Origin of the sequence: Pseudomonas sp. B2M1-30 (assembly GCF_025447575.1) — a bacterium.
Taxonomy (GTDB): domain Bacteria; phylum Pseudomonadota; class Gammaproteobacteria; order Pseudomonadales; family Pseudomonadaceae; genus Aquipseudomonas; species Aquipseudomonas botevensis.
In genome coordinates, this window is the sequence record NZ_JAOEJT010000009.1 from 196,628 (window position 1) to 217,345 (window position 20,718).

The window sequence follows — 20,718 nt, forward strand, 5'->3', positions numbered from 1 at the left end:
TATTCCCATGACTTTCGCCACCCTTGGCCTGATCGAACCCTTGCTGCGCTCCCTCGAGACGCTCGGCTACCAGACCCCGACGCCGGTGCAGGCGCAAGCCATTCCGGCGGTGCTGGCCGGCCGCGACCTGATGGCCGCCGCCCAGACCGGCACCGGCAAGACCGCCGGTTTCGCCTTGCCGCTGTTGCAGTTGCTGGCGATGGAGGGGCCGAAAGTCGCGCCTAACTCGGTGCGTGCACTGATTCTGGTGCCGACCCGCGAGTTGGCTGAGCAAGTCCATGAAGCGGTGCGTCAGTACGCCGAAAACCTGCCGCTGCGCACTTACGCGGTATACGGCGGCGTCAGCATCAACCCGCAGATGATGAAGCTGCGCGGTGGTGTCGATCTGTTGGTGGCGACGCCGGGGCGTCTGCTCGACCTGTTCCGCCAGAACGCGCTGAAGTTCAACCAGTTGCAGACGCTGGTGCTGGACGAAGCGGATCGCATGCTCGACCTGGGCTTTTCCGAGGAGCTGGCGAACATTTACCGCGCCCTGCCGAAGAAACGCCAGACGCTGTTGTTCTCCGCGACCTTCTCCGACGACATCCGCCTGCTGGCCGGACAGATGCTCAACGATCCGCTGAGCATCGAAGTCAGCCCGCGCAACGTCGCCGCCAACACCGTCAAGCAGTGGATCGTGACGGTGGACAAGAAGCGCAAGCCGGAACTGTTCGTGCACCTGATGCGCAAGAACAAGTGGAAGCAAGTGCTGGTGTTCGCCAAGACCCGCAACGGCGTGGATGCGCTGGTGGAAAAGCTACAGGGCCTGGGCGTGAATGCCGACGGCATCCACGGCGACAAGCCGCAAGCCACGCGCCAGCGGGCGCTGGATCGTTTCAAACTCGGTGAAGTGCAGATGCTGGTCGCGACGGATGTGGCGGCCCGTGGTCTTGATATCGAAGATCTGCCACTGGTGGTCAACTTCGATCTGCCGATCGTGGCTGAGGATTACATTCACCGGATCGGCCGGACTGGCCGTGCAGGCGCGACCGGGGAGGCGATTTCTCTGGTGTGTGCCGATGAGGTGAACCTGCTGTCGGCGATCGAGATGCTGACCCGCCAAGCCTTGAAGCGCCAGAACGAGCCGGAGTTCGAACCTGAGCATCGCGTGCCGGACACCGACGCCAGCGGTCAGGTGATCAAGAAGCCGAAGAAACCGAAAAAGCCGAAGACTTCCGGGGGCGGCGGCAAGCGCAACCTGGGCAAGTGGGTGGACAGTGGGGATACCCAGGCGCCGGAGCCGACGATCAAGCCTGTGCGCAAGGTGCCGGCGTTCAATACCGGGCCGCGCAAGCGCAAGCCTTAAAGATCAAGAGCCCCTCACCCTAACCCTCTCCCGGAGGGCGAGGGGACTGAGCGGGGGATGCTCGCGATGCCCGCCGACCTGATGTTTTTGCTGTGAATCCATCATCGACCCGGTCTTTCACGTCGATGTATAGCGCCGGACACCTCGGTCGGCTCCCTCTCCTGGGGGAGAGGGCTGGGGTGAGGGCAAGGGGCAGCTCAATTCCCGCTCCGTAACCACTCCAGCATCCCGAATCCCGCCGCCCGTCCACTGGCGAAGCAAGCGGTGAGCAGGTAGCCGCCAGTCGGCGCTTCCCAATCGAGCATCTCGCCCGCGCAGAAAACTCCTGGCAAGGCCTTGAGCATCAACCGCTCATCCATCGCCTCGAACGTCACCCCACCGGCGCTGCTGATTGCCTCGTCCAGCGGCCGGGTCTTCACCAGCGTCAGCGGCAAGGTCTTGATCGCCTGGGCCAGCGAAGCCGAGTCGGCGAAGGTTTCGGCGGACGTCAGCTCACGCAATAACGCCGCTTTCACCCCATCAATCCCCAACTGACTGTGCAGATGCTTGGACATCGAACGCGATCCGCGTGGCTTGCTCAACGCCGCTTGAATCTTATCCACAGGCCGGCCGGGCAGCAGATCGATATGCACCAGGGCGGCGCCATCGCGGTTGATTGCTTCACGGATCGGTGCCGACAGGGCATAGATCAGACTGCCTTCGATCCCGGTCGCGGTGATCACGCATTCACCCAAACGCGGAATGTCATCGTTCAAACCGATGGCGATATTTTTCAGCGGCGCACCGGCGAATTTGCTGACGAGCAGATCGCTCCAGGCCTGCACCTCGAATCCACAATTGCTCGGCTGCAACGGCGCCAGTCCTACGCCGCGCTGTTCCAGCGCCAGCATCCATGCGCCATCGGAACCCAGCCGCGACCAACTGCCGCCGCCGAGGGCGAGCAAGGTCGCGTCAGGTTTGAGGGTTTTCTCACCGTCCGGGCTGTCGATGCGCAGCGCGCCGTGTGCATCCCAGCCGAGCCAGCGGTGGCGGGTGTGGATAACCACGCCGCTGTCACGCAGGCGCTTGAGCCAGGCACGCAGCAGCGGCGCGGCTTTCATGTCGGTGGGGAACACCCGGCCGGAGCTGCCGATGAAGGTTTCGATGCCCAGGTCATGAATCCACTGGCACAGGGCATCGGCGTTGAACGCGCGCAGCAGCGGGGCGATCTGCGGCGCTCGTTCGGCGTAGCGCGAAAGGAACGCCGGGTAGGCTTCGGAGTGGGTGATGTTCATGCCGCCGACCCCGGCCAGCAGGAACTTGCGGCCCACCGAGGGCATGCCGTCGTACAGGTCGACGCGCACTCCGGCCTGGCTCAGCACTTCGGCCGCCATCAGGCCGGCGGGGCCGCCGCCGATGATGGCGATGTGAGCGGGGAGGGGGGCGGAGGTCTGGGTCATGGCGTGCGCTGCGGTATGGCGGAATAGCCGCGCATTCTAGCAGCCCTGATCTTTGTGGGAGCGGGCTTGCTCGCGAAGCGGATATCTCGGCCCGCATCCATGTGGATTGTTCTGCCGCATTCGCGGGCAAGCCCGCTCCCGCTCGGGGGGATCAAAGGCTGGTTAAAAAATGACCATCGCGCTGCAGGCCATGTTCAGCATGGGCTGTAGTCCCTTTCACTCAGGTTATCCACAGGCCGTTCCACAGCCATTGTGGGTAACGCAGCACAACTCAATGACAACCCTGTGAATCCCAGACCCGCTGCGCGCTGTGGTGGAGGATGCCGTGGCGCCGGGCCAGAGCCTGGCGATCCTTGCTGTAACCGCCGCCGATAACCCCGACCACAGGAATGTCGCGACCCAGGCAGTGGCGCATCACGCTTTCATCACGGGCGGCGACGCCGGCGTCGGTCAGTTGCAGATAACCGAGGGCGTCGTCCTTGTGTACATCGACACCGGCGTCATACAGCACCAGGTCCGGTTGATACAGCGGCAGCAGATAGTTGAGCGCATCGTCGACGACCCGCAGGTAATCGGTATCGCCCATGCCTTTGGGCAGCGGAATGTCCCAGTCGCTTTCGGCTTTGCGTGCGGGAAAATTCTTTTCGCAGTGCAGGGAAACGGTGATCGCTTCCGGCGTGTCATGCAGGATCCTCGCGGTGCCATCGCCCTGATGCACGTCGCAATCGAAGATCAATACACGGTTGACCCGACCGCTTTGCAGCAGGTAGTGGCTGATGATTGCCAGGTCATTGAAGATGCAGAAACCGGCGGGATAGTCGTAGTGCGCGTGATGAGTGCCGCCAGCCAGGTGGCAGGCCAGGCCATGTTCCAGCGCCTTTTCCGCCGCCAGCAGCGAGCCGCCGACCGCACGCACGGTGCGTCGGGCCAGCGCTTCATTCCACGGCAAGCCCAGGCGCCGCTGGTCTTCGCGGGACAACTCGCCGCTCATGTAGCGTTCGATATACGCGCGGTCATGGGCGAGGGCGAGAATGTCCGCCGGGCACAGCTGCGGGCGCAGCAGGTCGGCGTCGCGGGTCAGGCCGCTGTCCACCAGGTGATCGCGCAGCAGGCGGAACTTGTCCATCGGGAAGCGGTGATCCGCCGGAAACTCGGGGCTGTAGTCTTCGTGGTAGATCAGCGGCACTGGCATAACGAATTCTTGTAGGACGGTAGGGAAAGAGTGAAGGATCCTACCAGCGATGTAGACTTGCGGCATGGAAACGGAGGGCACGATGGAGCCGATACTGGAACTGGAAAGCGCAAGGCTGGTGATGCGTCAGTGGCAGGACGAGGATTTGCCGGCATTTGCGGCGATGTGTGCCGATCCGCAGGTGATGCGTTACTTTCCCGCGCCCTTGAGTCGGCTGGAAAGCGCCGCGCTGATCGGTCGGGTGCGCGGCCATTTTGCCGAGCACGGCTACGGTCTGTGGGCGCTGGAGCGCAAGGACAGTGGCCAGTTCATCGGTTTCACCGGGCTCGGCGTGGTCGGTTTCGATGCGCCGTTCACCCCCGCCGTGGAGATTGGCTGGCGTCTGGCCCGCGAGCACTGGGGCCTGGGGTACGCCAGTGAAGCGGCGTGGACTGCGCTGCGTGCAGGCTTCGACCGGATCAAGCTGGACGAGGTGGTGTCGTTCACCAGCGAAACCAACCTGCCGTCACAGAAGGTCATGCAAGCCATCGGCATGCATCACGCCCCCGACGATGATTTCGACCACCCGCGCGTTGCGGAGGGTCACCCGTTGCACCGGCATGTGCTGTATCGCATCACCCGCGAGCAGTGGCTGGAAACCTTGCATGGATAAGCAGGCACGGACGTTTACAATGGCCGCCACATTGGTGTCGGTCAGAACCTGAATCCCCGCCGCAGCCAAGACTGCGCGGCATTGCTTTGTGTGAGGAGAGTCTGAATGAGCCAAGTGTTGGAAGATCTGGTGGATCTGCTGACCCTCGAGCCGATCGAGGAAAACCTGTTTCGTGGACGCAGCCAGGACCTGGGTTTTCGCCAGTTGTTCGGCGGTCAGGTGCTCGGTCAGTCGCTGTCGGCGGCCAGTCAGACCGTAGAGGAAACCCGTCATGTGCATTCGATGCACGGTTATTTCCTGCGTCCGGGCGATGCCAAGCTGCCGGTCGTCTATTCGGTTGACCGCGTGCGCGACGGCGGCAGTTTCAGCACCCGCCGGGTCACGGCGATCCAGAAGGGGCATCCGATTTTCACCTGCAGTGCGTCGTTCCAGTACGACGAGGAAGGCTTCGAGCACCAGAGCCAGATGCCGCAAGTGGTCGGCCCGGAAAACCTGCCGTCGGAGCTGGAACTGACCCAGCAACGTGCGCACCTGATCCCGGAACACATGCGCGAAAAACTGCTGTGCCCGAAACCGATCGAAGTGCGCCCGGTCACCGAAAAAGACCCGTACAACCCGCAGCCGGCAGATCCTGTCAAGTACGTGTGGTTCCGTGCCGACGGGGCGCTGGCCGACATTCCGGCCCTGCACAAATACCTGCTGGCCTACGCCTCGGACTTCGGTCTGCTGACCACGTCGATGCTGCCTCACGGCAAATCGGTGTGGCAGAAGGACATGCAGGTCGCCAGCCTCGATCACGCGTTGTGGTTCCACAATGACCTGCGCGCCGATGACTGGCTGCTCTACGCCATGGACAGCCCATGGGCCGGCAACTCCCGGGGCTTCTCCCGGGGCAGCGTGTTCAACCGCGCCGGGCAACTGGTGGCCTCGGTGACCCAGGAAGGCCTGATCCGCCATCGCAAGGACTGGGCATGAGCCTGACCGAGGTGAAGCATTGGGTGTTCGACATGGATGGCACCCTGACCGTCGCCGTGCATGATTTCGCGGCGATCCGGGTGGCGCTGGCGATCCCGCCGCAAGACGACATCCTCACCCATCTCGCAGCCTTGCCGGCGGATGAGGCGGCGGCGAAACATGCGTGGTTGCTGGAGCATGAGCGCGATCTGGCGCTTGGCTCGATCCCGGCCACCGGCGCGGTGGAACTGGTGCGCGAACTGCACCAGCGAGGGTATCGCCTCGGCATCCTCACCCGTAATGCCCGTGAGCTGGCGCATGTGACCCTGCAAGCGATCGGTCTTGCCGACTGCTTCGCCGAAGAGGATGTGCTGGGCCGCGACGAAGCGCCGCCCAAGCCGCATCCCGGCGGATTGCTGAAACTGGCCGAGGCTTGGGCGGTGCCGACGAGCGAGATGGTGATGGTCGGCGATTACCGCTTTGATCTGGATTGTGGTCGGGCGGCGGGCGCGCACACGGTGCTGGTGAATCTGCCGGACAACCCGTGGCCGGAGCTGACCGACTGGCATGCGCAGGATTGCGTTGAGCTGCGGCGGATGCTTATGGCCTGAGTGACGGGGCGTCTGGGCGGGGGCCTTCACGGGCACCCGCCCCCACAGGGGCTTTGCATTCCAGGGTGGGAGCAAGGGCAGGCCGGCTCAGCCGGCAGAAAACCTACTGATCGAACAACACCTTCAGTCCTTCCGGCGACGTCAGCATCCCGTCACCGTTATGCCCAACCCCGGGCACTTCCACCAGCCGCTGGTTCACGCCTTCGGGATGGCGGCGCAGCAGGTAGCTGAAAAACAGTTTCCCGCGCGTCAGTCGATAGGCGCCTTGCGCTTCGGCGGCGCAACTCTTGTCCAGCGCCGGGTGCTGCGGGTCGATGTCCTGCTGGCCGAGCAGATAAATCACCTCGCGTTTGACGTAACTTCCTTCAAGTTGCGCAGGCGTTTGCCCACCGGCGTAGATCGGCGGATCTGCCAGGCCGTACTTCCAGCGATTGAAACCCGGGCACTGCGCGTGATCGAACGCCACCGGCCGCTGTTCGTTGAAGTAGGCATACGACGACGGGTTGGCCACCACATAACGCAAGCGGATGCCTTCGCTCTTCAGCGCCGGTTGGTCTTTGGCGAGCAGGGCGTAGCGCTGCACCACCTGACCGCCGCCGGAATGGCCGAAGATGACGATCTGCTTCACATCCGGAAACTGTTTGCGGTCACTCAGGCGCGCGATGATTTCATCGAGGGCGGCATAGGAACTCAGCGGGTTCGGGCCTGTGGATAACCCACCGCCCATCCACTCATTGCCTTTCCAGCGCAGCGTTGTGGCGGGCAACGAATACAGGGCGACATCGCTTTCATTGAGAAACTGCGGAGCGATCACCAGGGTGTTGGCGGTCTGCCCGGCCAGCTCGGTCGCGGTTTCACCACTCTTGCGATAGGTTTCGGCGTTGCGCAGACGGCCATGAACGACGATCAGCACCCGTTCGATTTTCGCTGGCGCCGGCCCGATGCCCACCGCCATTTCCCCGGCCTGCAATTGCAGGCGTCCGGGGCTGATCGCATCGACACCGGCCGCTTGCGCCGTGCCGCCAATAAGCAGGAAAACCAACCACCATTTATGCATTTACAGGTTTTTCGCCGCAAAGGTATCGCACTGGCCGACCTGGCCCTGGGCGAATCCGGTTTTGAACCAGCGCACCCTTTGCGCCGACGTACCGTGAGTGAACGAGTCCGGCACCACGCGGCCCTGACCCTGTTGCTGCAAGCGATCATCACCGATGGCGTTCGCTGCGTTCAAGGCCTCTTCGATGTCGCCCGGTTCCAGCCAGTTCAAACGCTTCTGCGCGTTGTAGGCCCAGACGCCGGCCAGGCAATCGGCCTGCAATTCCTGGCGCACCAGCAAACCGCCGTCGCCTTGCATCTGCCGACCTTGCTGGCGGGCTGCCTGAATTTTTGCCGAGACGCCGAGCAACGTCTGTACATGGTGTCCGACTTCGTGAGCGATCACGTAGGCCTGAGCGAAGTCACCGGCAGCCTTGAAGCGTTGGGACATTTCCTGGAAAAACGCCATGTCCAGATAGACCTTCTGGTCGGCCGGGCAGTAGAACGGGCCGGTGGCGGAGGTCGCCAGGCCACAGGCGGAGTTGACCCGGTTGCTGAACAGCACCAGGGTCGGGTCTTTATATTGGCGGCCCGCCTGCTGGAAGATCGCGCCCCAGGTGTCTTCGGTGTCGCCGAGGATCGAGCGGACGAATTCAGCCTGTTCATCATTAGCCGGCGGCGCCTGACGGGTTTGCGAGGAGGGTGCCGATTGCTCGGACATCTGCCCGGTGAGCTGGCCGAGGATCTGCAACGGATCCTGGCCGGTGATCCAGCCAATGCCGACGATCAGCAAAATCGCGCCGAGGCTCAGGCCCTTGCCGCCCCCGAAACGCATGCCGCCACCACCGCCCATGTCATCGCCACGCGCATCGACGACGTTGTCACTGCGTCGGCCTTTTCTCCATAACATGTGGGCATCCTCTGTTCGTCTGTGGTGATGAGTGTTGCTGGTGTGTGAGTGTGGCGCCAGTCCGGCCGTCCGTCTATTCGCACGCGGGGGTGGGAAGTCGGGCCTGTTATGGACGATCTGGCGTGCTGTGAATTCAATCCGCAGGTGAATTTATTTCGAGTGGATGGTTCCAGATTTTGCGTATGGGTGGATATATTTTAGAATTAGCCGACATTTCATTCGGATCTCTCCATGGCCGGCAGTCAAATCGAACGGGTTTTCAGCGTGCTGGAAAACCTCACCCATGATCCGCGCGGGATGCCGATGCAGGCCCTCGCCGAGCAACTGGACATCCCGAAAAGCGCGACCCATCGCTTGCTCGCCGAGCTGATTCGCCTGGGGTACGTGCGGCAGAATGCGGAAACCCTGCGTTATCACCTGTCGACCAAACTGGTCGCGATGGGCTTTCGTTATCTGTCGAGCAGCGGCGCCGACATCGTGCAGCCGGTGCTTGATCGACTGGCCAGGGAAACCGGCGAGCTGGTGCGCCTCGGCGTGATCGAGGGCGAGCGGCAGATCTGGATCGCCAAGGCCCAGGGCGCCCGCACCGGGCTGCGCTACGACCCCGACATGGGCCGCGATGCGCCGTTGTTCTATACCGCTTCGGGGCATGCATGGCTGGCCTGCATGAGCGATGCCGAGGCGTTGTCGCTGGTCGAGCGCCAGGGCGCGCCAATGCCGGCGGACATCGGGCCGAATGCCCCGCGTTCCAACATCGAATTGCTGGAGCGTCTGCGGCTGGCGCGGGAGCAGGGGTATGCCTGCGTCGAGGAGAGTTCGGCGGTGGGAACTTCGGCGATTGCGGCGGTGGTCAAACATCCCGCCGATGACCGGGTGATTGGCGTACTGAGCATCGCCGGGCCGAGTGCGCGGATGCCGGGCGCACGGTTGCATGAGTTGGCCCCGCTGCTGTTGACGTTCACTGAAGAGTTGTCGGCGGCGAGCCTGGCTTCGGAGTTGTTCATATAGTCCGGGCCCGCTCCCCCAAGGGGAAACGGAAAGTTGTGCGCTGTTCGCCCACTTTTTAGTGTGGCAGGTGTCGGAATCTGGAACCCGGTTCTAAATTATCCGCAAGGTTTATGAAATCGATGCGGTACAAGGAAAAGCAATGACCGTCAGCACTCCGCTCTCCGGTGTCAATCAACCCTTTAAGGGGATCTTGCTGATTGTCGTGGCGACGTTCCTGTTCTCCAGCCATGACGCCTTGTCGAAGTACCTCTCCGGGTTCTATCCGATCGTCATGGTGGTGTGGGCGCGGTATGTGGTGCACACGTTGTTGATGGCGGGGATTTTTCTGCCGCAGTCGGGGCTGCGTGTCCTGCGTACCAAACGACCGTTATGGCAGTTGGCGCGGGCATTGTGCCTTCTGGGCACCAGCCTGTTTTTCACCACGGCGCTTTTGTACATCCCGCTGGCCGAAGCCACGGCGGTCAACTTTCTTGCGCCGGTGCTGGTGACGGCGCTGTCGGTGCCGCTGCTCAAGGAGCGGGTATCGCGGGGGCAATGGATTGCGGTGATCTGCGGATTCGTCGGCGTACTCATCATTGTCCACCCGGGGGGTGAACTGTTCACCCCGGCGATTCTGCTGCCGTTCTGCTCGGCGCTGTTTTTCTGCTTCTATCAATTGCTCACGCGCAAGCTCGCCGAGGTCGACAGTCCGACCACCAGCAACTTTTTTGCCGGGTTGTGCAACACGTTGGTGATGAGTGCGCTGGTGCCATTCTTCTGGCAGGTGCCGACGCTGACTCACGCCGGGCTGATGCTGGCGCTGGGCAGTTGCGGGATGACCGCGCACCTGTTTCTGACCCAGGCTTTCCGCCATGCCGCACCGGCGTTGCTGGCGCCGTTCGGTTATTGCCAGATCGTGTTCGCGGGGTTGTTGGGCTGGCTGCTGTTCAATCACACACCGACCCTGATGACCGTGATCGGAATCGCCGTGATCTGTTGCAGCGGTCTGGCGGCAGCCTGGCAGCAGCGCCGAAGCTGAAATGAAAACCGGCCTGAAGTCAGGCCGGTTTGAAGCAGGCGGGGTGAGTCAGGAAGGTGACTCGGTGAGGGTCGGAATCTTGCGCGGCGCCATGAAGTACATCCAGGTCAGCGCGATGAAGTACATCGCCGGAATCAGAGTGAACAACACCGTGTAGTTGTTGTGGGTGACGGTCAGGATATGGCCGACGATCTGGGTCATGAACATCCCGCCGATCGCCGCGCACATGCCGCCGAAACCGAACACGGTGCTCATCATGTGCTTGGGCGTGTAATCCATCACCAGACTCCAGATGTTGGCGGTCCAGGCCTGGTGCGCGCCGATGGCCAGGGAGATGGCCGCCACGGCGACCCACAGATTGCTGGAGCCGGCCGCCATGACCACGCCGATGATGCAGCAGGCGAACAGGAACATCGACAGCAGCCGTGCCTTGATCGGATTGACCCCGCGACCGATCAGGAACGAGGACAGAATCCCGCCGCCCACGCTGCCGAAGTCAGCAGTGACATAGATGATGATCAGCGGAATGCCCATCTGGGTCACGTTGATGCCCAGGTTGTATTGCTGGTTGAGAAACGGCGGCAGCCAGTACAGGTAGAACCAGAACACCGGTGCGGTCAGCGAATAGGCAAGGGCGAATGCCCAGGTGCCGCGCATGCGCAGGATCTTCGAGAACGGCACGCGGGCCTGCTCCGGTTCGACTTCTTTCTGGATGTATTCCAGCTCCGATTGTTTAACGCTCGGGTGATCTTCCGGATTGAAATACTTCAGGCCCCAGAACAGCAGCCAGATCCCGCCCAGTGCCGACATGCACAGGAACGCGGCCTGCCAGCCCCACACATGCAGGATCAGCGGCAGCAGCATCGGAGTAAACATCGCGCCGACGTTGGTGCCGGCGTTGAAGATGCCGGTGGCCACCGCGCGTTCACCGGCCGGGAACCACAGGCGCGTGGTCTTGACGCAGGCCGGGTAGTTCGCCGCTTCGGTCAGGCCGAGGATAAAGCGGCAGACCATGAAGCCCACCGCCGAAGTCGCCAGGCCATGGGCGCCGGTCGCCAGGCTCCAGAGCAGCACCGCACAGAAGAACACGCGCTTGACCCCGACCCTGTCGATCAACCGGCCTTGCAGCACGAAGCCGATGGCGTAGCCGACCTGAAACCAGAAGTTGATGTTGGCGTAGTCCATCGCCGTCCAGCTCATTTCCTTGGCGAGGATCGGCTGCATGACGCCGAGGGCGGCGCGGTCGATGTAGTTCAGCGTGGTGGCGAAAAACACCAGCGCCAGCATGCCCCAACGGGTCGTGCCGACAGTCATGGCGCCACGGATCTTGGCGCCGATGCCACCGGTGGCAGTGCTCACGGCCGGGGCCATGCGGGAAGTCTGTGAAGGAATCATGTGTTCCACCCGTTTTTGAATTTGTTATGTGGTGTTCTTTTTTGTCGAACACTGCGACCGGTGGTTCATGTCCGGACTCAATGTGCGATGGATGTTGGGCAGCGGACGAAAAATCGTCAATTCGTCAAATCGGCATTGTGTTCGATAATCGCACGAAAAACTAACCGGGTAGTACACTTTAAATTGCCGCCTGCGACGATGCAGCCAATAATTTCCCTCACGATAAAAATGACCCCTGCAGGTGCCGCCGAAGGCTGTTCCTGCACAGAGGCGGCGTAGCCCACGAAGCCGGAGTTCAAGCATGCAGCGATCCATTGCCACCGTTTCCTTGAGCGGCACCCTGCCGGAAAAACTCGAAGCCATTGCCGCCGCCGGGTTTGACGGGGTGGAGATCTTCGAGAACGACCTGCTGTATTACGACGGCAGTCCCCGGGAAATCAGGCAGATGTGCGCCGATCTCGGAATCGCCATCACCCTGTTCCAGCCATTTCGTGATTTCGAAGGCTGCCGCCGTGACCGGCTGGAGCGCAATCTGGAACGGGCCGAGCGCAAGTTCGACCTGATGCAGGAACTGGGCACCGATCTGGTGCTGGTGTGCAGCAATGCTTCGCCCGACAGCATCGGCGATCAACAGATTCTGGTCGATGACCTGCGCCTGCTGGCCGAACGGGCCGGCGCGCGCGGGCTGCGCATTGGCTACGAAGCCTTGGCCTGGGGCCGTCACGTCAACACGTATCAACAGGTCTGGGACATCGTGCGTCAGGCCGATCACCCGAGTCTGGGCGTGTTGCTCGACAGTTTCCACACCCTGTCGCTCAAGGGCGATCCGCGTGGGATTGCCGAGATCCCCGGCGACAAGATTTTCTTCGTGCAAATGGCCGATGCGCCGATCCTGGCCATGGATGTGCTGGAGTGGAGCCGGCATTTCCGCTGCTTCCCGGGGCAGGGCGAATTCGATCTGCCGGGCTTTCTCGCGCCAATCATCCAGAGCGGTTACACCGGGCCGCTGTCGCTGGAGATCTTCAACGACGGGTTCCGCGCCGCGCCGCCTCGGGCCAACGCCGCCGACGGTTTGCGTTCGCTGCTGTACCTGGAGGAGAAAACCCGCCAGCGTCTCGAGCAGCCAACCGCGCCCGTCGCCAATCGTGAAATCCTTTTTGAAACGCCCAAGGCCAGCGAATACAACGGTGTCGAGTTTCTGGAGTTCGCCGTCGACGAAGCCCTCGGCGCCAAGCTGTCGAACTGGCTGGAGCGTCTGGGTTTCGTCAAGGCCGGCCAGCATCGCTCGAAAAGCGTCAGCCTGCTGCGCCAGGGCGATATCAACCTGATCCTCAACTCCGAGCCTTATTCGTTCGGCCACAGCTTTTTCGAAGCTCACGGCCCGTCGCTGTGTGCCACCGCCGTGCGAGTCAAGGACAGCGCCAGCGCCCTGGCCCGCGCCGTTGCCTACAAGGGCCAGCCGTATCGTGGCCTGGTCGGCCCCAACGAACTGGAACTGGCGGCGGTCCGCGCACCGGACGGCAGCCTGATTTATCTGGTGGATGAAGCGGCGGATGTCTACGGCACCGACTTCAATCTGCAACCGGGCGCGGAGGCCCGTGGCGGGCTCAAGCGCATCGACCACATGGCCATGGCACTGCCGGCGGACAGCCTCGACAGTTGGGTGCTGTTCTATAAGAGTCTGCTGGATTTCGAGGCCGACGACGAAGTGGTGCTACCCGATCCTTACGGTCTGGTGAAAAGCCGCGCGTTGCGCAGCCGCGACAGTTCGATTCGTCTGCCGCTGAACATTTCCGAGAACCGCAACACCGCGATCTCACACGCGCTGTCGAGTTATCGCGGCTCGGGGGTGCATCACATCGCCTTCGATTGTAATGACATCTTCGCCGAAGTCAGTCGCGCGAAAGAGGCGGGTGTGCCGCTGCTGGATATCCCGCTCAACTATTACGATGACCTGGCGGCACGCTTCGATTTCGATGACGAATTCCTCAGCGAACTGGCGTACTACAACGTGCTCTATGACCGCGACGCCCAGGGCGGCGAACTGTTTCATGTGTACACCGAGCCGTTCGAGGGGCGTTTCTTCTTCGAGATCATCCAGCGCAAGAACGGTTACGCCGGCTATGGCGCGGCCAACGTCGCGGTGCGGCTGGCGGCGATGGCCAAATCCCGCAGTGGCGCGGTGCGCCAGGCGAAGTTGTAGGAATTTCGTAAACGCGGGATTAAACACGGGCTGCGCGGCTTCCTTCACTGTGTCGCGCAGCCCATAATCGCCAGCTTATGCAGTGATGGCCGTGAGCCCGCAATGACAATGACTTCAGAACTTTCCGCAGCCCCCGTCGAACCCGCCGCAGAGCCGCGCAAAAGTCGCAAGAACAACCCGGAAAAAACCCGTGAAAACATTCTGCAGGAGGCGATCGTCGAATTCGTCCAGCAGGGTTTGTCCGGCGCCCGCGTCGACGCGATCGCCGAGCGCATCCACACCTCCAAACGCATGATCTACTACTACTTCGGCAGCAAGGAGCAGTTGTACGTCGAGGTGCTGGAGAAACTCTACGGCGATATCCGCAGTACCGAAAGCCGTCTGCATCTGGCCGAGTTGCCACCGGTGGACGCGATCCGGCGGCTGGTGGAGTTCACCTTCGATCACCACGACCGCAATGTCGATTTCGTGCGCATCGTCTGCATTGAAAACATCCACAACGCCGAGTTCGTGAAGCGCTCCGACGCGATCAAGGCGATGAACAACACCATCCTCGACTCCCTTGGCGAGATCCTGCGTCGCGGTGCCGATGAGGGGCTGTTCCGTAAAGGCCTCGATGCCCTGGATGTGCATCTGCTGATCAGTTCGTTCTGCTTCTATCGCGTGTCGAACCGTCATACCTTCGGTGAGATTTTTCAGATTGATCTGCCGGACGAAAGCGTCAAGCAGCGTCATCGCGAGATGATTTGCGAGTCGGTTCTGCGCTATCTGCAAGCCTGAAAAAGTGCCTGCCCCTGTCGGAGCAGGCGCGATATTCAGTCGTTCATGCCTTGGAAGTGCGCGAGCATCCGCTGCGCATCCGCCGCCACACCGCTGAACAACTCGAACGCCTTCACCGCTTGAAACACCGCCATGTTGCCGCCGTCCAGGGTTCGGCAACCCAGCGCCCGGGCATTGCGCAGCAGTTCGGTTTCCAGCGGGAAGTACACGATTTCCGCCACCCATAACGCTGAGCGCAACAACTCCACCGGCACCGGCATGCCCGGCAACTTCGCCATGCCCATCGGCGTGGTGTTCACCAGACCGTCAGCCTTGTTCATTGCCTGCGGCAAATCATGCCCGGCCACGGCCCGACCGCTACCGAAATGCTGGTTGAGGTTGTCCGCCAGACTTTGCGCGCGGCTGACATCCACGTCGAAAATGCTCAGTTGCTGTACGCCTTCGCTGAGCAGCGCGTGGGCCACTGCTGCGCCCGCGCCGCCAGCGCCCATCTGGACTACACGCTCGCGGGCGGCATCCTTCAGGTTGCGGCGAAAACCCTCGGCGAATCCCAGGCAATCGGTGTTGTGACCGACGCGCTTGCCATCCTTCAACACCACCGTATTCACAGCGCCGATGCCCGAGGCTTCCGGCGACAGCTCGTCCAGCAGCGGGATGATCGCCTGCTTGCACGGGAACGTGATGTTCAACCCGGTGAAGTTCATGCGTTGGGCGGCGAGCAGCAGGTCGGGCAGGGCACTGACGTCCAGTTGCAGTTGATCAAGGTCGATCAGGCGATACAGATAGCGCAGGCCTTGGGCGTCGCCTTCATGTTCATGCAGCGCCGGGGTGCGGGAAGCCTGGATGCCGGCGCCGATCAGGCCGGCCAGAATCGCGGTGTCGCGGCTCATGCGGTTTTCCCCAGCAGGCGTTGGCTGAAATGTTCCAGGGCCAGGCGATAGCCGTGGCTGCCGAAGCCGCACATCACGGCGGTGGCGATGGCCGAGACGAACGAGTGATGGCGGAACGGTTCGCGGGCGTGGACGTTGGACAGATGCACTTCGATCACCGGCAGTTCGCTGGCGATCAGTGCATCGCGGATGGCGACCGAGGTGTGCGTCCAGGCGGCCGGATTGATCACGATCCCGGCGCAACGGTTGCGGGCGCCGTGAATCCAGTCGAGCAACTCGCCTTCGTGGTTGGTCTGGCGAAACTCCACGGCGAGCCCGAATTCATCGGCGGCGCGCCCGCACAGGGCGGAAATGTCGGTCAGGGTTTCGTGACCGTAGGTGGCCGGTTCACGGGTGCCGAGCAGGTTCAGGTTCGGGCCGTTGAGCACCAGAACGATAGGGGGCATGGGACAGACTCCACTTATTGTTTTTGGCATTGGCCGAGGGTTTCGGCCTGTGGAGATAAAATGTACCAGTCGGTTACTTTAAGCAATTGATCGGTGGCAGGCGAGAAGGGTTCTGTTCGGTAATCGCACAGTCAGCGCGGCAACTGCTCCACCAGAAAATCAATGAACGCGCGAACCCGCAACGGCATATGGCGGTTCTGCGGATACAGCAGGGTGAACGGCCGCGACCGCCCGCCATAGGGTTTGAGTACTTCCACCAAGGAACCCTCGGCCAGTTCTTTTTCGACGATGAAGCGATAGGTCTGGAACAGCCCGGCACCGTGTCTGGCCAGGGTGACACCGCCGAGCACGTCATCGGAGCAGCAGAAATTGCCCTCGGCGAGAATCTCCCGGGGGATGTCCTGATCGAAAAACAGCCAGGTAATCCGCCGCCCGCTGCTGGGCAATTCGAACTGGATGCACTCGTGTTGTGCAAGGTCGTCGAGGGTCTGCGGCGTGCCGGCGCGTTTCAGGTACTCGGGGCTGGCGACCATCACCAGCGCCGCATCTTCCAGGTGGCGGGCAATCAGCGCTGAATCGGGAATCGCCCGCACGCGGATCGCCATGTCATAGCCTTCGCCGACGAAGTCGATGTTGCGATTGCTGATGTGCATCTCGACCTTTACCTGCGGGAAGCGCATGCGAAACGCCGGGAGCAGTGGCAGGATCCGGTGATGGGCGTAGGTCGTGGGAATACTGATGCGCAGGGTGCCGGACGGTTCCTGCTGGCGGCCCATGACCTCCCGCTGAGCCTCGACCAGTTGCGCCAGCGCCTGACGACATTCCTCGTAATAGCGCCGGCCACTGTCGGTCAGCTTGACGCTGCGCGTCGTGCGCGCGAACAGCCGCACCCCCAGGCGTTCTTCCATCCGCGACACCGAGCGACTCACCGCAGCCGGCGTCACCGCCGCCGCGAGCGCCGCCCCGGTAAAACTCCCGGCCTCGGCGGCCAGACAAAACAGCTCGATGCTGCCCAACTGAAGATCGTCGAAATGTCGCTGCATGATTGATTACACCGGGGATCAAATGGACGGCAATGCCTCGAATATAGGGCGTATCAATGGTTGATTCAAAACCTGAGGCGCACAAAAAAGCCGTCAATCACGACGGCTTTCTTGTCTCAGGCATCGGCGATCAACGCCGGGTCAGCAGCACACCCGATTCCATGTGGTGAGTCCACGGGAACTGGTCGAACAGCGCACAGCGGGTGATGCGGTGGGTGTCGTGCAGTTGGGCGATGTTGGCCGCGAGGGTTTCCGGGTTGCAGGAGATGTACAGGAGGTTGTCGAAGCGTCGGGTCAGTTCGCAGGTGTCCGGGTCCATGCCGGCCCGTGGCGGGTCGACGAACACGCTGCCGAACTCGTAGCTTTTCAGGTCGATGCCGTGCAGGCGGCGGAACGGCCGCACTTCGTTCAGCGCTTCGGTCAGTTCTTCAGCGGACAGACGCACCAGGGTGACGTTATCCACAGCATTTTCGCTGAGGTTGCTCAGCGCAGCGTTGACCGAGGTCTTGCTGATTTCGGTGGCCAGCACTTTGCGCACACGGGTTGCCAGCGGCAGCGTGAAGTTGCCGTTGCCGCAGTACAGCTCCAGCAGATCGTCGCTGCGATCGCCGAGTGCTTCGTAAGCCCAGTTGAGCATTTTCTGGTTCACGGTGCCGTTGGGCTGAGTGAACGCGCCTTCCGGCTGGCGGTAGCTGAAGGTGCGACCGCCGACGTCGAGTTTCTCCACCACGTAATCGTGGCCGATCACTTCGCGTTTGCCCTTGGAACGACCGATCACACTGACGTCGAGGTCCTTCGCCAGTTGCGTCGCGGCCGCGTGCCAGTGCTCGTCCAGTGGACGGTGATAGCACAGGGTAATCATCGCATCGCCGGCCAGGGTGGTCAGAAACTCCACCTGGAACAGCTTGTGGCTCAGCGCCGCGCTGGCTTGCCATGCTGCCTTCAATTGCGGCATCAGTTGATTGATGCGCAGGCTGGCGATCGGGAATTCTTCGATCAGGATCGGCGTGCGTTTGTCGTCCTGGGAGAACATTGCGTAGTGTCGCTCGCCGCCTTCGCGCCACAGGCGGAATTCGGCGCGCAGGCGGAAGTTCTGCAGCGGCGAGTCGAACACCGCAGGTTCCGGTGCATCGAACGGGGCCAGCAGGTCACGCAGGCGCGTGACCTTGTCTTCGAGTTGCGTGGCGTAGGCCTGGGAATCGAAAGTCATGCGTTGAACCAACCCAGCTTGATCACGAACAGAATCGACAGAATCACCAGCGCCGGGTTCAGCTCACGGGCGCGGCCGGACAGCAGTTTGATCGCGGTCCAGGCGATGAAGCCGAAGGCGATGCCGTTGGCGATGGAATAGGTGAAGGGCATTGCCAGCGCGGTGACTACGACCGGCGCGGCAACGGTGATGTCTTCCCAGTCTATTTCCGCCAGGCCCGAAGTCATCAGCACGGCGACGAACAGCAGCGCCGGTGCGGTGGCGAAGGCCGGTACGCTGGCGGCCAGCGGCGAGAAGAACAACGCCAGTAGGAACAGGATCGCGACCACGATCGCGGTCAGGCCGGTGCGGCCTCCGGCGCTCACGCCGGCAGCGGATTCGATGTAGCTGGTGGTGGTCGAGGTACCCAGCAGGGAACCGGCCATCGCGGCGGTGCTGTCAGCGATCAGCGCACGACCCATTTTCGGCATGTGGCCGTCCTTGCCCATCAGGCCGGCGCGCTTGGCGACGCCGATCAGGGTGCCGGAGTTGTCGAACAGGTCGACGAACAGGAAAGCGAAGATCACGCTGACCAGACCGATGTCCAGCGCGCCCTTGATGTCCAGCTGCAGGAAGGTCGGGGCCAGCGATGGTGGCATCGATATCACGCCGCCGAACGCGGTAACGTTCATCAGGATCGAGACGACGGTCACCGCCAGAATCCCGATCAGTACGGCACCGCGCACTTTCAGGGCTTCCAGGGCGACGATCAGGGCGAAGCCGAGGGTGGCGAGAATCGGTTCCGGTTTCTTCAGCTCACCAAGGCCGACCATGGTATTGGGGTTGCCAACCACGATGCCGGCGTTGTGCAGGGCGATCAGTGCCAGGAACAGGCCGATACCGGCGGCAATCGCCGAGCGCAGCGGCAGCGGGATGCTGTTGATGATCCATTCACGGATGCGGAAGATCGACAGCAGGAAGAAGCACACCGCCGAAATGAACACCGCGCCCAGCGCCACTTGCCAGGTGTGGCCCATGTGCAGCACGACGGTGTAGGTGAAGAACGCGTTCAGGCCCATGCCCGGAGCGAGGGCGATCGGGTAGTTGGCGATCAGGCCCATGACCGTGGAGCCGATGGCGGCTGCCAGGCAGGTGGCGACGAACACTGCGCCCTTGTCCATGCCGGTCTCGCCGAGAATGCTCGGATTGACGAACAGAATGTAGGCCATGGCCAGGAACGTCGTGACGCCCGCCAGAATCTCGGTCCGCACGTTGGTGTTGTGTGCCTTGAGTTGAAACAGCCTTTCCAGCATCTCTGCTCCCCGTGGCGCGCATGGCGCCGTGAATGTATCGACCTCAACAGCAAAGCACAGACCGTACCAGGCGCCTGGAAATTTGTGGTGGGTCGGAAAAAGCCGCGCATCATACCAGCAGCGTGAAGAATATGGCGGTTGTTGGCGGCGATCGTCGGCGAAGTTTTGCGCCGGGGACAAGTGCGCCATACTGCGCGCTGTTTTTTTCGGGGATGGATCGCATGAACAAGCGTTGGATGACGACCTGCGGGTTGATGGCCTGGCTGTTGAGTGGAGTGCCGGCGGCGTTCGCGGCGTCGGCGCCACCGCTGAGCGAGGTGAAAGTCATCAAGGTGCAGTCGGCGTCCTGCGGGCTGGAAGACATCACCGATGGCCAGACGCAGACCCGTTGCGATCACGGCGGTCCGGAGATCAAGGTCTACGTGCTGGAAATCGGCTACGGCCAGAGCCAGCCTCAGGCAACGCTGGATGGCTTTGAGGTGAACGGCACGCGCAGTCCGGTCTGCGCCTTCGATACCGGCAATCTGACCGAGTGCTCGCCTGGCCGCAAAACCGTCGGTTCTCTCTATACTTTCGACCTGGCGGGCAAGCAGGAGGGCACCTTCAGCTTCAGCAACACCTCGATCAACGCGCCGCGCAACACCCTGTCGACCCAGCTTTACATCAAGTGACAGCCGCTACCGAACGGGACGGGGCAAAGCTGGCTACGCTTTAAAGATCACCCAGCGGATAGTGCTTATGACCTTTAGAGCCCTGATTACCCTCGCCGAGGGCATCGATGATCTGCAAAGCGTGACCCTGATCGACGTGTTGCGCCGCGCGGGCATCGAGATGGTGGCCGCCAGCATCGAAGGCCGGCGCATGCTGACCTGCGCTCGCGGTACTCGCCTGACGGCGGACGGCATGCTGGTCGACGTGCTGGCGCAAGCCTTCGATCTGATCGTCCTGCCCGGCGGCACCGTCGGTGCACAGCACCTGGCGGCCCATCAACCCCTGCAACAACTGCTCAAGGACCAGGCCCGTGCCGGACGCCTGTTCGCCGCCATTGCCGAATCCCCGGCCGTGGCACTGCAAGCCAGCGGCGTATTGCGCCAGCGCCGGATGACTTGCCTGCCGAGTGCCAGCCATCAATTGTCGGGTTGCACCTTCATCGATCAACCGGTGGTAGTCGACGGCAACTGCATCACCGCCCAAGGCTCCGGCGCAGCGCTGGAGTTTGCCCTGACGCTGGTCGAACAACTGGCCGGCAAAGCCGTCAGGGCGAAAGTGGCGGGGGAGTTGTTGATCTGAACGCC

The 20,718-nt window shown here is 62.3% G+C and carries 20 protein-coding genes; 10 read left to right on the plus strand and 10 right to left on the minus strand.

Annotated elements, in window-relative coordinates; genetic code table 11:
- Positions 1 to 7 precede the first annotated feature (7 nt).
- The gene (locus N8H74_RS18750; RefSeq protein WP_262149379.1) at positions 8 to 1,345 is read left to right on the plus strand and encodes a DEAD/DEAH box helicase; all 1,338 of its coding nucleotides are present in this window, start codon (positions 8 to 10) and stop codon (positions 1,343 to 1,345) included.
- A gap of 197 nt (positions 1,346 to 1,542) precedes the next feature.
- On the opposite strand, the gene N8H74_RS18755 is transcribed toward N8H74_RS18750, so the two are convergent.
- Both N8H74_RS18755 and N8H74_RS18760 read right to left on the minus strand, forming a co-directional pair.
- Positions 1,543 to 2,784, minus strand: coding sequence for a TIGR03862 family flavoprotein (locus tag N8H74_RS18755; protein WP_262149381.1), 1,242 nt, complete (start codon positions 2,782 to 2,784; stop codon positions 1,543 to 1,545).
- A 271-nt stretch (positions 2,785 to 3,055) separates the two neighbouring features.
- The gene (locus N8H74_RS18760; protein ID WP_217830111.1) at positions 3,056 to 3,976 is read right to left on the minus strand and encodes a histone deacetylase; all 921 of its coding nucleotides are present in this window, start codon (positions 3,974 to 3,976) and stop codon (positions 3,056 to 3,058) included.
- A gap of 82 nt (positions 3,977 to 4,058) precedes the next feature.
- On the opposite strand from N8H74_RS18760, the gene N8H74_RS18765 reads away from it, so the two are divergent.
- The 3 genes from N8H74_RS18765 (at position 4,059) to N8H74_RS18775 (ending at position 6,193) form a co-directional block, all read left to right on the plus strand.
- Positions 4,059 to 4,628: a GNAT family N-acetyltransferase gene (locus N8H74_RS18765; protein ID WP_262149383.1), complete on the plus strand. Its 570-nt coding sequence runs from the start codon at positions 4,059 to 4,061 to the stop codon at positions 4,626 to 4,628.
- A 105-nt stretch (positions 4,629 to 4,733) separates the two neighbouring features.
- A complete protein-coding gene (tesB, locus tag N8H74_RS18770; protein ID WP_085608733.1) occupies positions 4,734 to 5,603 on the plus strand; it encodes an acyl-CoA thioesterase II in 870 nt (289 codons plus the stop codon).
- Positions 5,600 to 6,193, plus strand: coding sequence for an HAD family hydrolase (locus tag N8H74_RS18775; protein WP_262149384.1), 594 nt, complete (start codon positions 5,600 to 5,602; stop codon positions 6,191 to 6,193). Before tesB ends, N8H74_RS18775 begins: the two co-directional genes overlap by 4 nt.
- 103 nt (positions 6,194 to 6,296) lie before the next feature.
- Here N8H74_RS18775 and N8H74_RS18780 read toward each other — a convergent pair whose 3' ends face one another.
- Together N8H74_RS18780 and N8H74_RS18785 are read right to left on the minus strand one after the other, a co-directional pair.
- Positions 6,297 to 7,250, minus strand: a complete 954-nt coding sequence (locus tag N8H74_RS18780; RefSeq protein WP_262149386.1) for an alpha/beta hydrolase — start codon at positions 7,248 to 7,250, stop codon at positions 6,297 to 6,299.
- Positions 7,251 to 8,138, minus strand: coding sequence for a neutral zinc metallopeptidase (locus N8H74_RS18785; protein ID WP_217830107.1), 888 nt, complete (start codon positions 8,136 to 8,138; stop codon positions 7,251 to 7,253).
- Positions 8,139 to 8,369: 231 nt separating this feature from the next.
- Between N8H74_RS18785 and N8H74_RS18790 the strand changes: the two genes are divergently transcribed.
- The gene (locus tag N8H74_RS18790) at positions 8,370 to 9,146 is read left to right on the plus strand and encodes an IclR family transcriptional regulator (RefSeq protein ID WP_217830106.1); all 777 of its coding nucleotides are present in this window, start codon (positions 8,370 to 8,372) and stop codon (positions 9,144 to 9,146) included.
- A gap of 139 nt (positions 9,147 to 9,285) precedes the next feature.
- Positions 9,286 to 10,164: a DMT family transporter gene (locus N8H74_RS18795; RefSeq protein WP_217830105.1), complete on the plus strand. Its 879-nt coding sequence runs from the start codon at positions 9,286 to 9,288 to the stop codon at positions 10,162 to 10,164.
- 48 nt (positions 10,165 to 10,212) lie between these two features.
- On the opposite strand, the gene N8H74_RS18800 is transcribed toward N8H74_RS18795, so the two are convergent.
- Entirely contained in the window at positions 10,213 to 11,559 is a 1,347-nt protein-coding gene (locus tag N8H74_RS18800) for an MFS transporter (RefSeq protein ID WP_262149389.1), read from the minus strand.
- A 301-nt stretch (positions 11,560 to 11,860) separates the two neighbouring features.
- Between N8H74_RS18800 and quiC the strand changes: the two genes are divergently transcribed.
- Together quiC and N8H74_RS18810 are read left to right on the plus strand one after the other, a co-directional pair.
- Entirely contained in the window at positions 11,861 to 13,762 is a 1,902-nt protein-coding gene (gene quiC, locus N8H74_RS18805; RefSeq protein ID WP_217830103.1) for a 3-dehydroshikimate dehydratase QuiC, read from the plus strand.
- Between the two features lie 102 nt (positions 13,763 to 13,864).
- Positions 13,865 to 14,542 carry a TetR family transcriptional regulator gene (locus tag N8H74_RS18810; protein ID WP_217830102.1) on the plus strand — a complete coding sequence of 226 codons (678 nt, stop codon included), beginning with the start codon at positions 13,865 to 13,867 and terminating at the stop codon, positions 14,540 to 14,542.
- Positions 14,543 to 14,577: 35 nt separating this feature from the next.
- Here the strand turns inward: N8H74_RS18810 and N8H74_RS18815 are convergent, their stop codons facing one another.
- From N8H74_RS18815 to N8H74_RS18835, 5 genes are all read right to left on the minus strand, one after another.
- On the minus strand, positions 14,578 to 15,432 hold the full coding sequence (locus N8H74_RS18815; RefSeq protein WP_262149391.1) for a shikimate dehydrogenase: 855 nt from the start codon (positions 15,430 to 15,432) through the stop codon (positions 14,578 to 14,580).
- The gene (gene aroQ, locus N8H74_RS18820) at positions 15,429 to 15,878 is read right to left on the minus strand and encodes a type II 3-dehydroquinate dehydratase (protein WP_262149393.1); all 450 of its coding nucleotides are present in this window, start codon (positions 15,876 to 15,878) and stop codon (positions 15,429 to 15,431) included. Before aroQ ends, N8H74_RS18815 begins: the two co-directional genes overlap by 4 nt.
- A gap of 131 nt (positions 15,879 to 16,009) precedes the next feature.
- Positions 16,010 to 16,921, minus strand: coding sequence for a LysR family transcriptional regulator (locus tag N8H74_RS18825; protein ID WP_262149395.1), 912 nt, complete (start codon positions 16,919 to 16,921; stop codon positions 16,010 to 16,012).
- A gap of 130 nt (positions 16,922 to 17,051) precedes the next feature.
- Positions 17,052 to 18,131 (minus strand): tRNA (uridine(54)-C5)-methyltransferase TrmA, encoded by a 1,080-nt coding sequence (gene trmA / locus N8H74_RS18830; RefSeq protein WP_262149397.1) that lies wholly within the window; start codon positions 18,129 to 18,131, stop codon positions 17,052 to 17,054.
- The gene (locus N8H74_RS18835) at positions 18,128 to 19,423 is read right to left on the minus strand and encodes an NCS2 family permease (RefSeq protein WP_217830097.1); all 1,296 of its coding nucleotides are present in this window, start codon (positions 19,421 to 19,423) and stop codon (positions 18,128 to 18,130) included. The genes trmA and N8H74_RS18835 overlap by 4 nt, the downstream gene beginning before the upstream one ends.
- A 221-nt stretch (positions 19,424 to 19,644) precedes the next feature.
- On the opposite strand from N8H74_RS18835, the gene N8H74_RS18840 reads away from it, so the two are divergent.
- Positions 19,645 to 20,094 carry a YolA family protein gene (locus N8H74_RS18840; RefSeq protein WP_262149399.1) on the plus strand — a complete coding sequence of 150 codons (450 nt, stop codon included), beginning with the start codon at positions 19,645 to 19,647 and terminating at the stop codon, positions 20,092 to 20,094.
- Positions 20,095 to 20,161: 67 nt separating this feature from the next.
- Positions 20,162 to 20,713, plus strand: coding sequence for a DJ-1 family glyoxalase III (locus N8H74_RS18845; RefSeq protein WP_262149401.1), 552 nt, complete (start codon positions 20,162 to 20,164; stop codon positions 20,711 to 20,713).
- Positions 20,714 to 20,718: the final 5 nt, after the last annotated feature.

Excerpts from the sequence above, each read along its gene's own strand:
- tesB (WP_085608733.1), top strand. The coding sequence starts at position 4,734 with ATGAGCCAAGTGTTGGAAGATCTGGTGGATCTGCTGACCCTCGAGCCG.
- N8H74_RS18800 (WP_262149389.1), bottom strand. The coding sequence starts at position 11,559 with ATGATTCCTTCACAGACTTCCCGCATGGCCCCGGCCGTGAGCACTGCC.
- N8H74_RS18780 (WP_262149386.1), bottom strand. The coding sequence starts at position 7,250 with ATGCATAAATGGTGGTTGGTTTTCCTGCTTATTGGCGGCACGGCGCAA.
- N8H74_RS18785 (WP_217830107.1), bottom strand. The coding sequence starts at position 8,138 with ATGTTATGGAGAAAAGGCCGACGCAGTGACAACGTCGTCGATGCGCGT.
- N8H74_RS18755 (WP_262149381.1), bottom strand. The coding sequence starts at position 2,784 with ATGACCCAGACCTCCGCCCCCCTCCCCGCTCACATCGCCATCATCGGC.
- N8H74_RS18845 (WP_262149401.1), top strand. The coding sequence starts at position 20,162 with ATGACCTTTAGAGCCCTGATTACCCTCGCCGAGGGCATCGATGATCTG.
- N8H74_RS18835 (WP_217830097.1), bottom strand. The coding sequence starts at position 19,423 with ATGCTGGAAAGGCTGTTTCAACTCAAGGCACACAACACCAACGTGCGG.
- N8H74_RS18810 (WP_217830102.1), top strand. The coding sequence starts at position 13,865 with ATGACAATGACTTCAGAACTTTCCGCAGCCCCCGTCGAACCCGCCGCA.
- N8H74_RS18825 (WP_262149395.1), bottom strand. The coding sequence starts at position 16,921 with ATGCAGCGACATTTCGACGATCTTCAGTTGGGCAGCATCGAGCTGTTT.
- N8H74_RS18790 (WP_217830106.1), top strand. The coding sequence starts at position 8,370 with ATGGCCGGCAGTCAAATCGAACGGGTTTTCAGCGTGCTGGAAAACCTC.
- N8H74_RS18815 (WP_262149391.1), bottom strand. The coding sequence starts at position 15,432 with ATGAGCCGCGACACCGCGATTCTGGCCGGCCTGATCGGCGCCGGCATC.
- quiC (WP_217830103.1), top strand. The coding sequence starts at position 11,861 with ATGCAGCGATCCATTGCCACCGTTTCCTTGAGCGGCACCCTGCCGGAA.
- N8H74_RS18775 (WP_262149384.1), top strand. The coding sequence starts at position 5,600 with ATGAGCCTGACCGAGGTGAAGCATTGGGTGTTCGACATGGATGGCACC.
- N8H74_RS18765 (WP_262149383.1), top strand. The coding sequence starts at position 4,059 with ATGGAGCCGATACTGGAACTGGAAAGCGCAAGGCTGGTGATGCGTCAG.
- N8H74_RS18760 (WP_217830111.1), bottom strand. The coding sequence starts at position 3,976 with ATGCCAGTGCCGCTGATCTACCACGAAGACTACAGCCCCGAGTTTCCG.
- aroQ (WP_262149393.1), bottom strand. The coding sequence starts at position 15,878 with ATGCCCCCTATCGTTCTGGTGCTCAACGGCCCGAACCTGAACCTGCTC.
- trmA (WP_262149397.1), bottom strand. The coding sequence starts at position 18,131 with ATGACTTTCGATTCCCAGGCCTACGCCACGCAACTCGAAGACAAGGTC.
- N8H74_RS18840 (WP_262149399.1), top strand. The coding sequence starts at position 19,645 with ATGAACAAGCGTTGGATGACGACCTGCGGGTTGATGGCCTGGCTGTTG.
- N8H74_RS18795 (WP_217830105.1), top strand. The coding sequence starts at position 9,286 with ATGACCGTCAGCACTCCGCTCTCCGGTGTCAATCAACCCTTTAAGGGG.
- N8H74_RS18750 (WP_262149379.1), top strand. The coding sequence starts at position 8 with ATGACTTTCGCCACCCTTGGCCTGATCGAACCCTTGCTGCGCTCCCTC.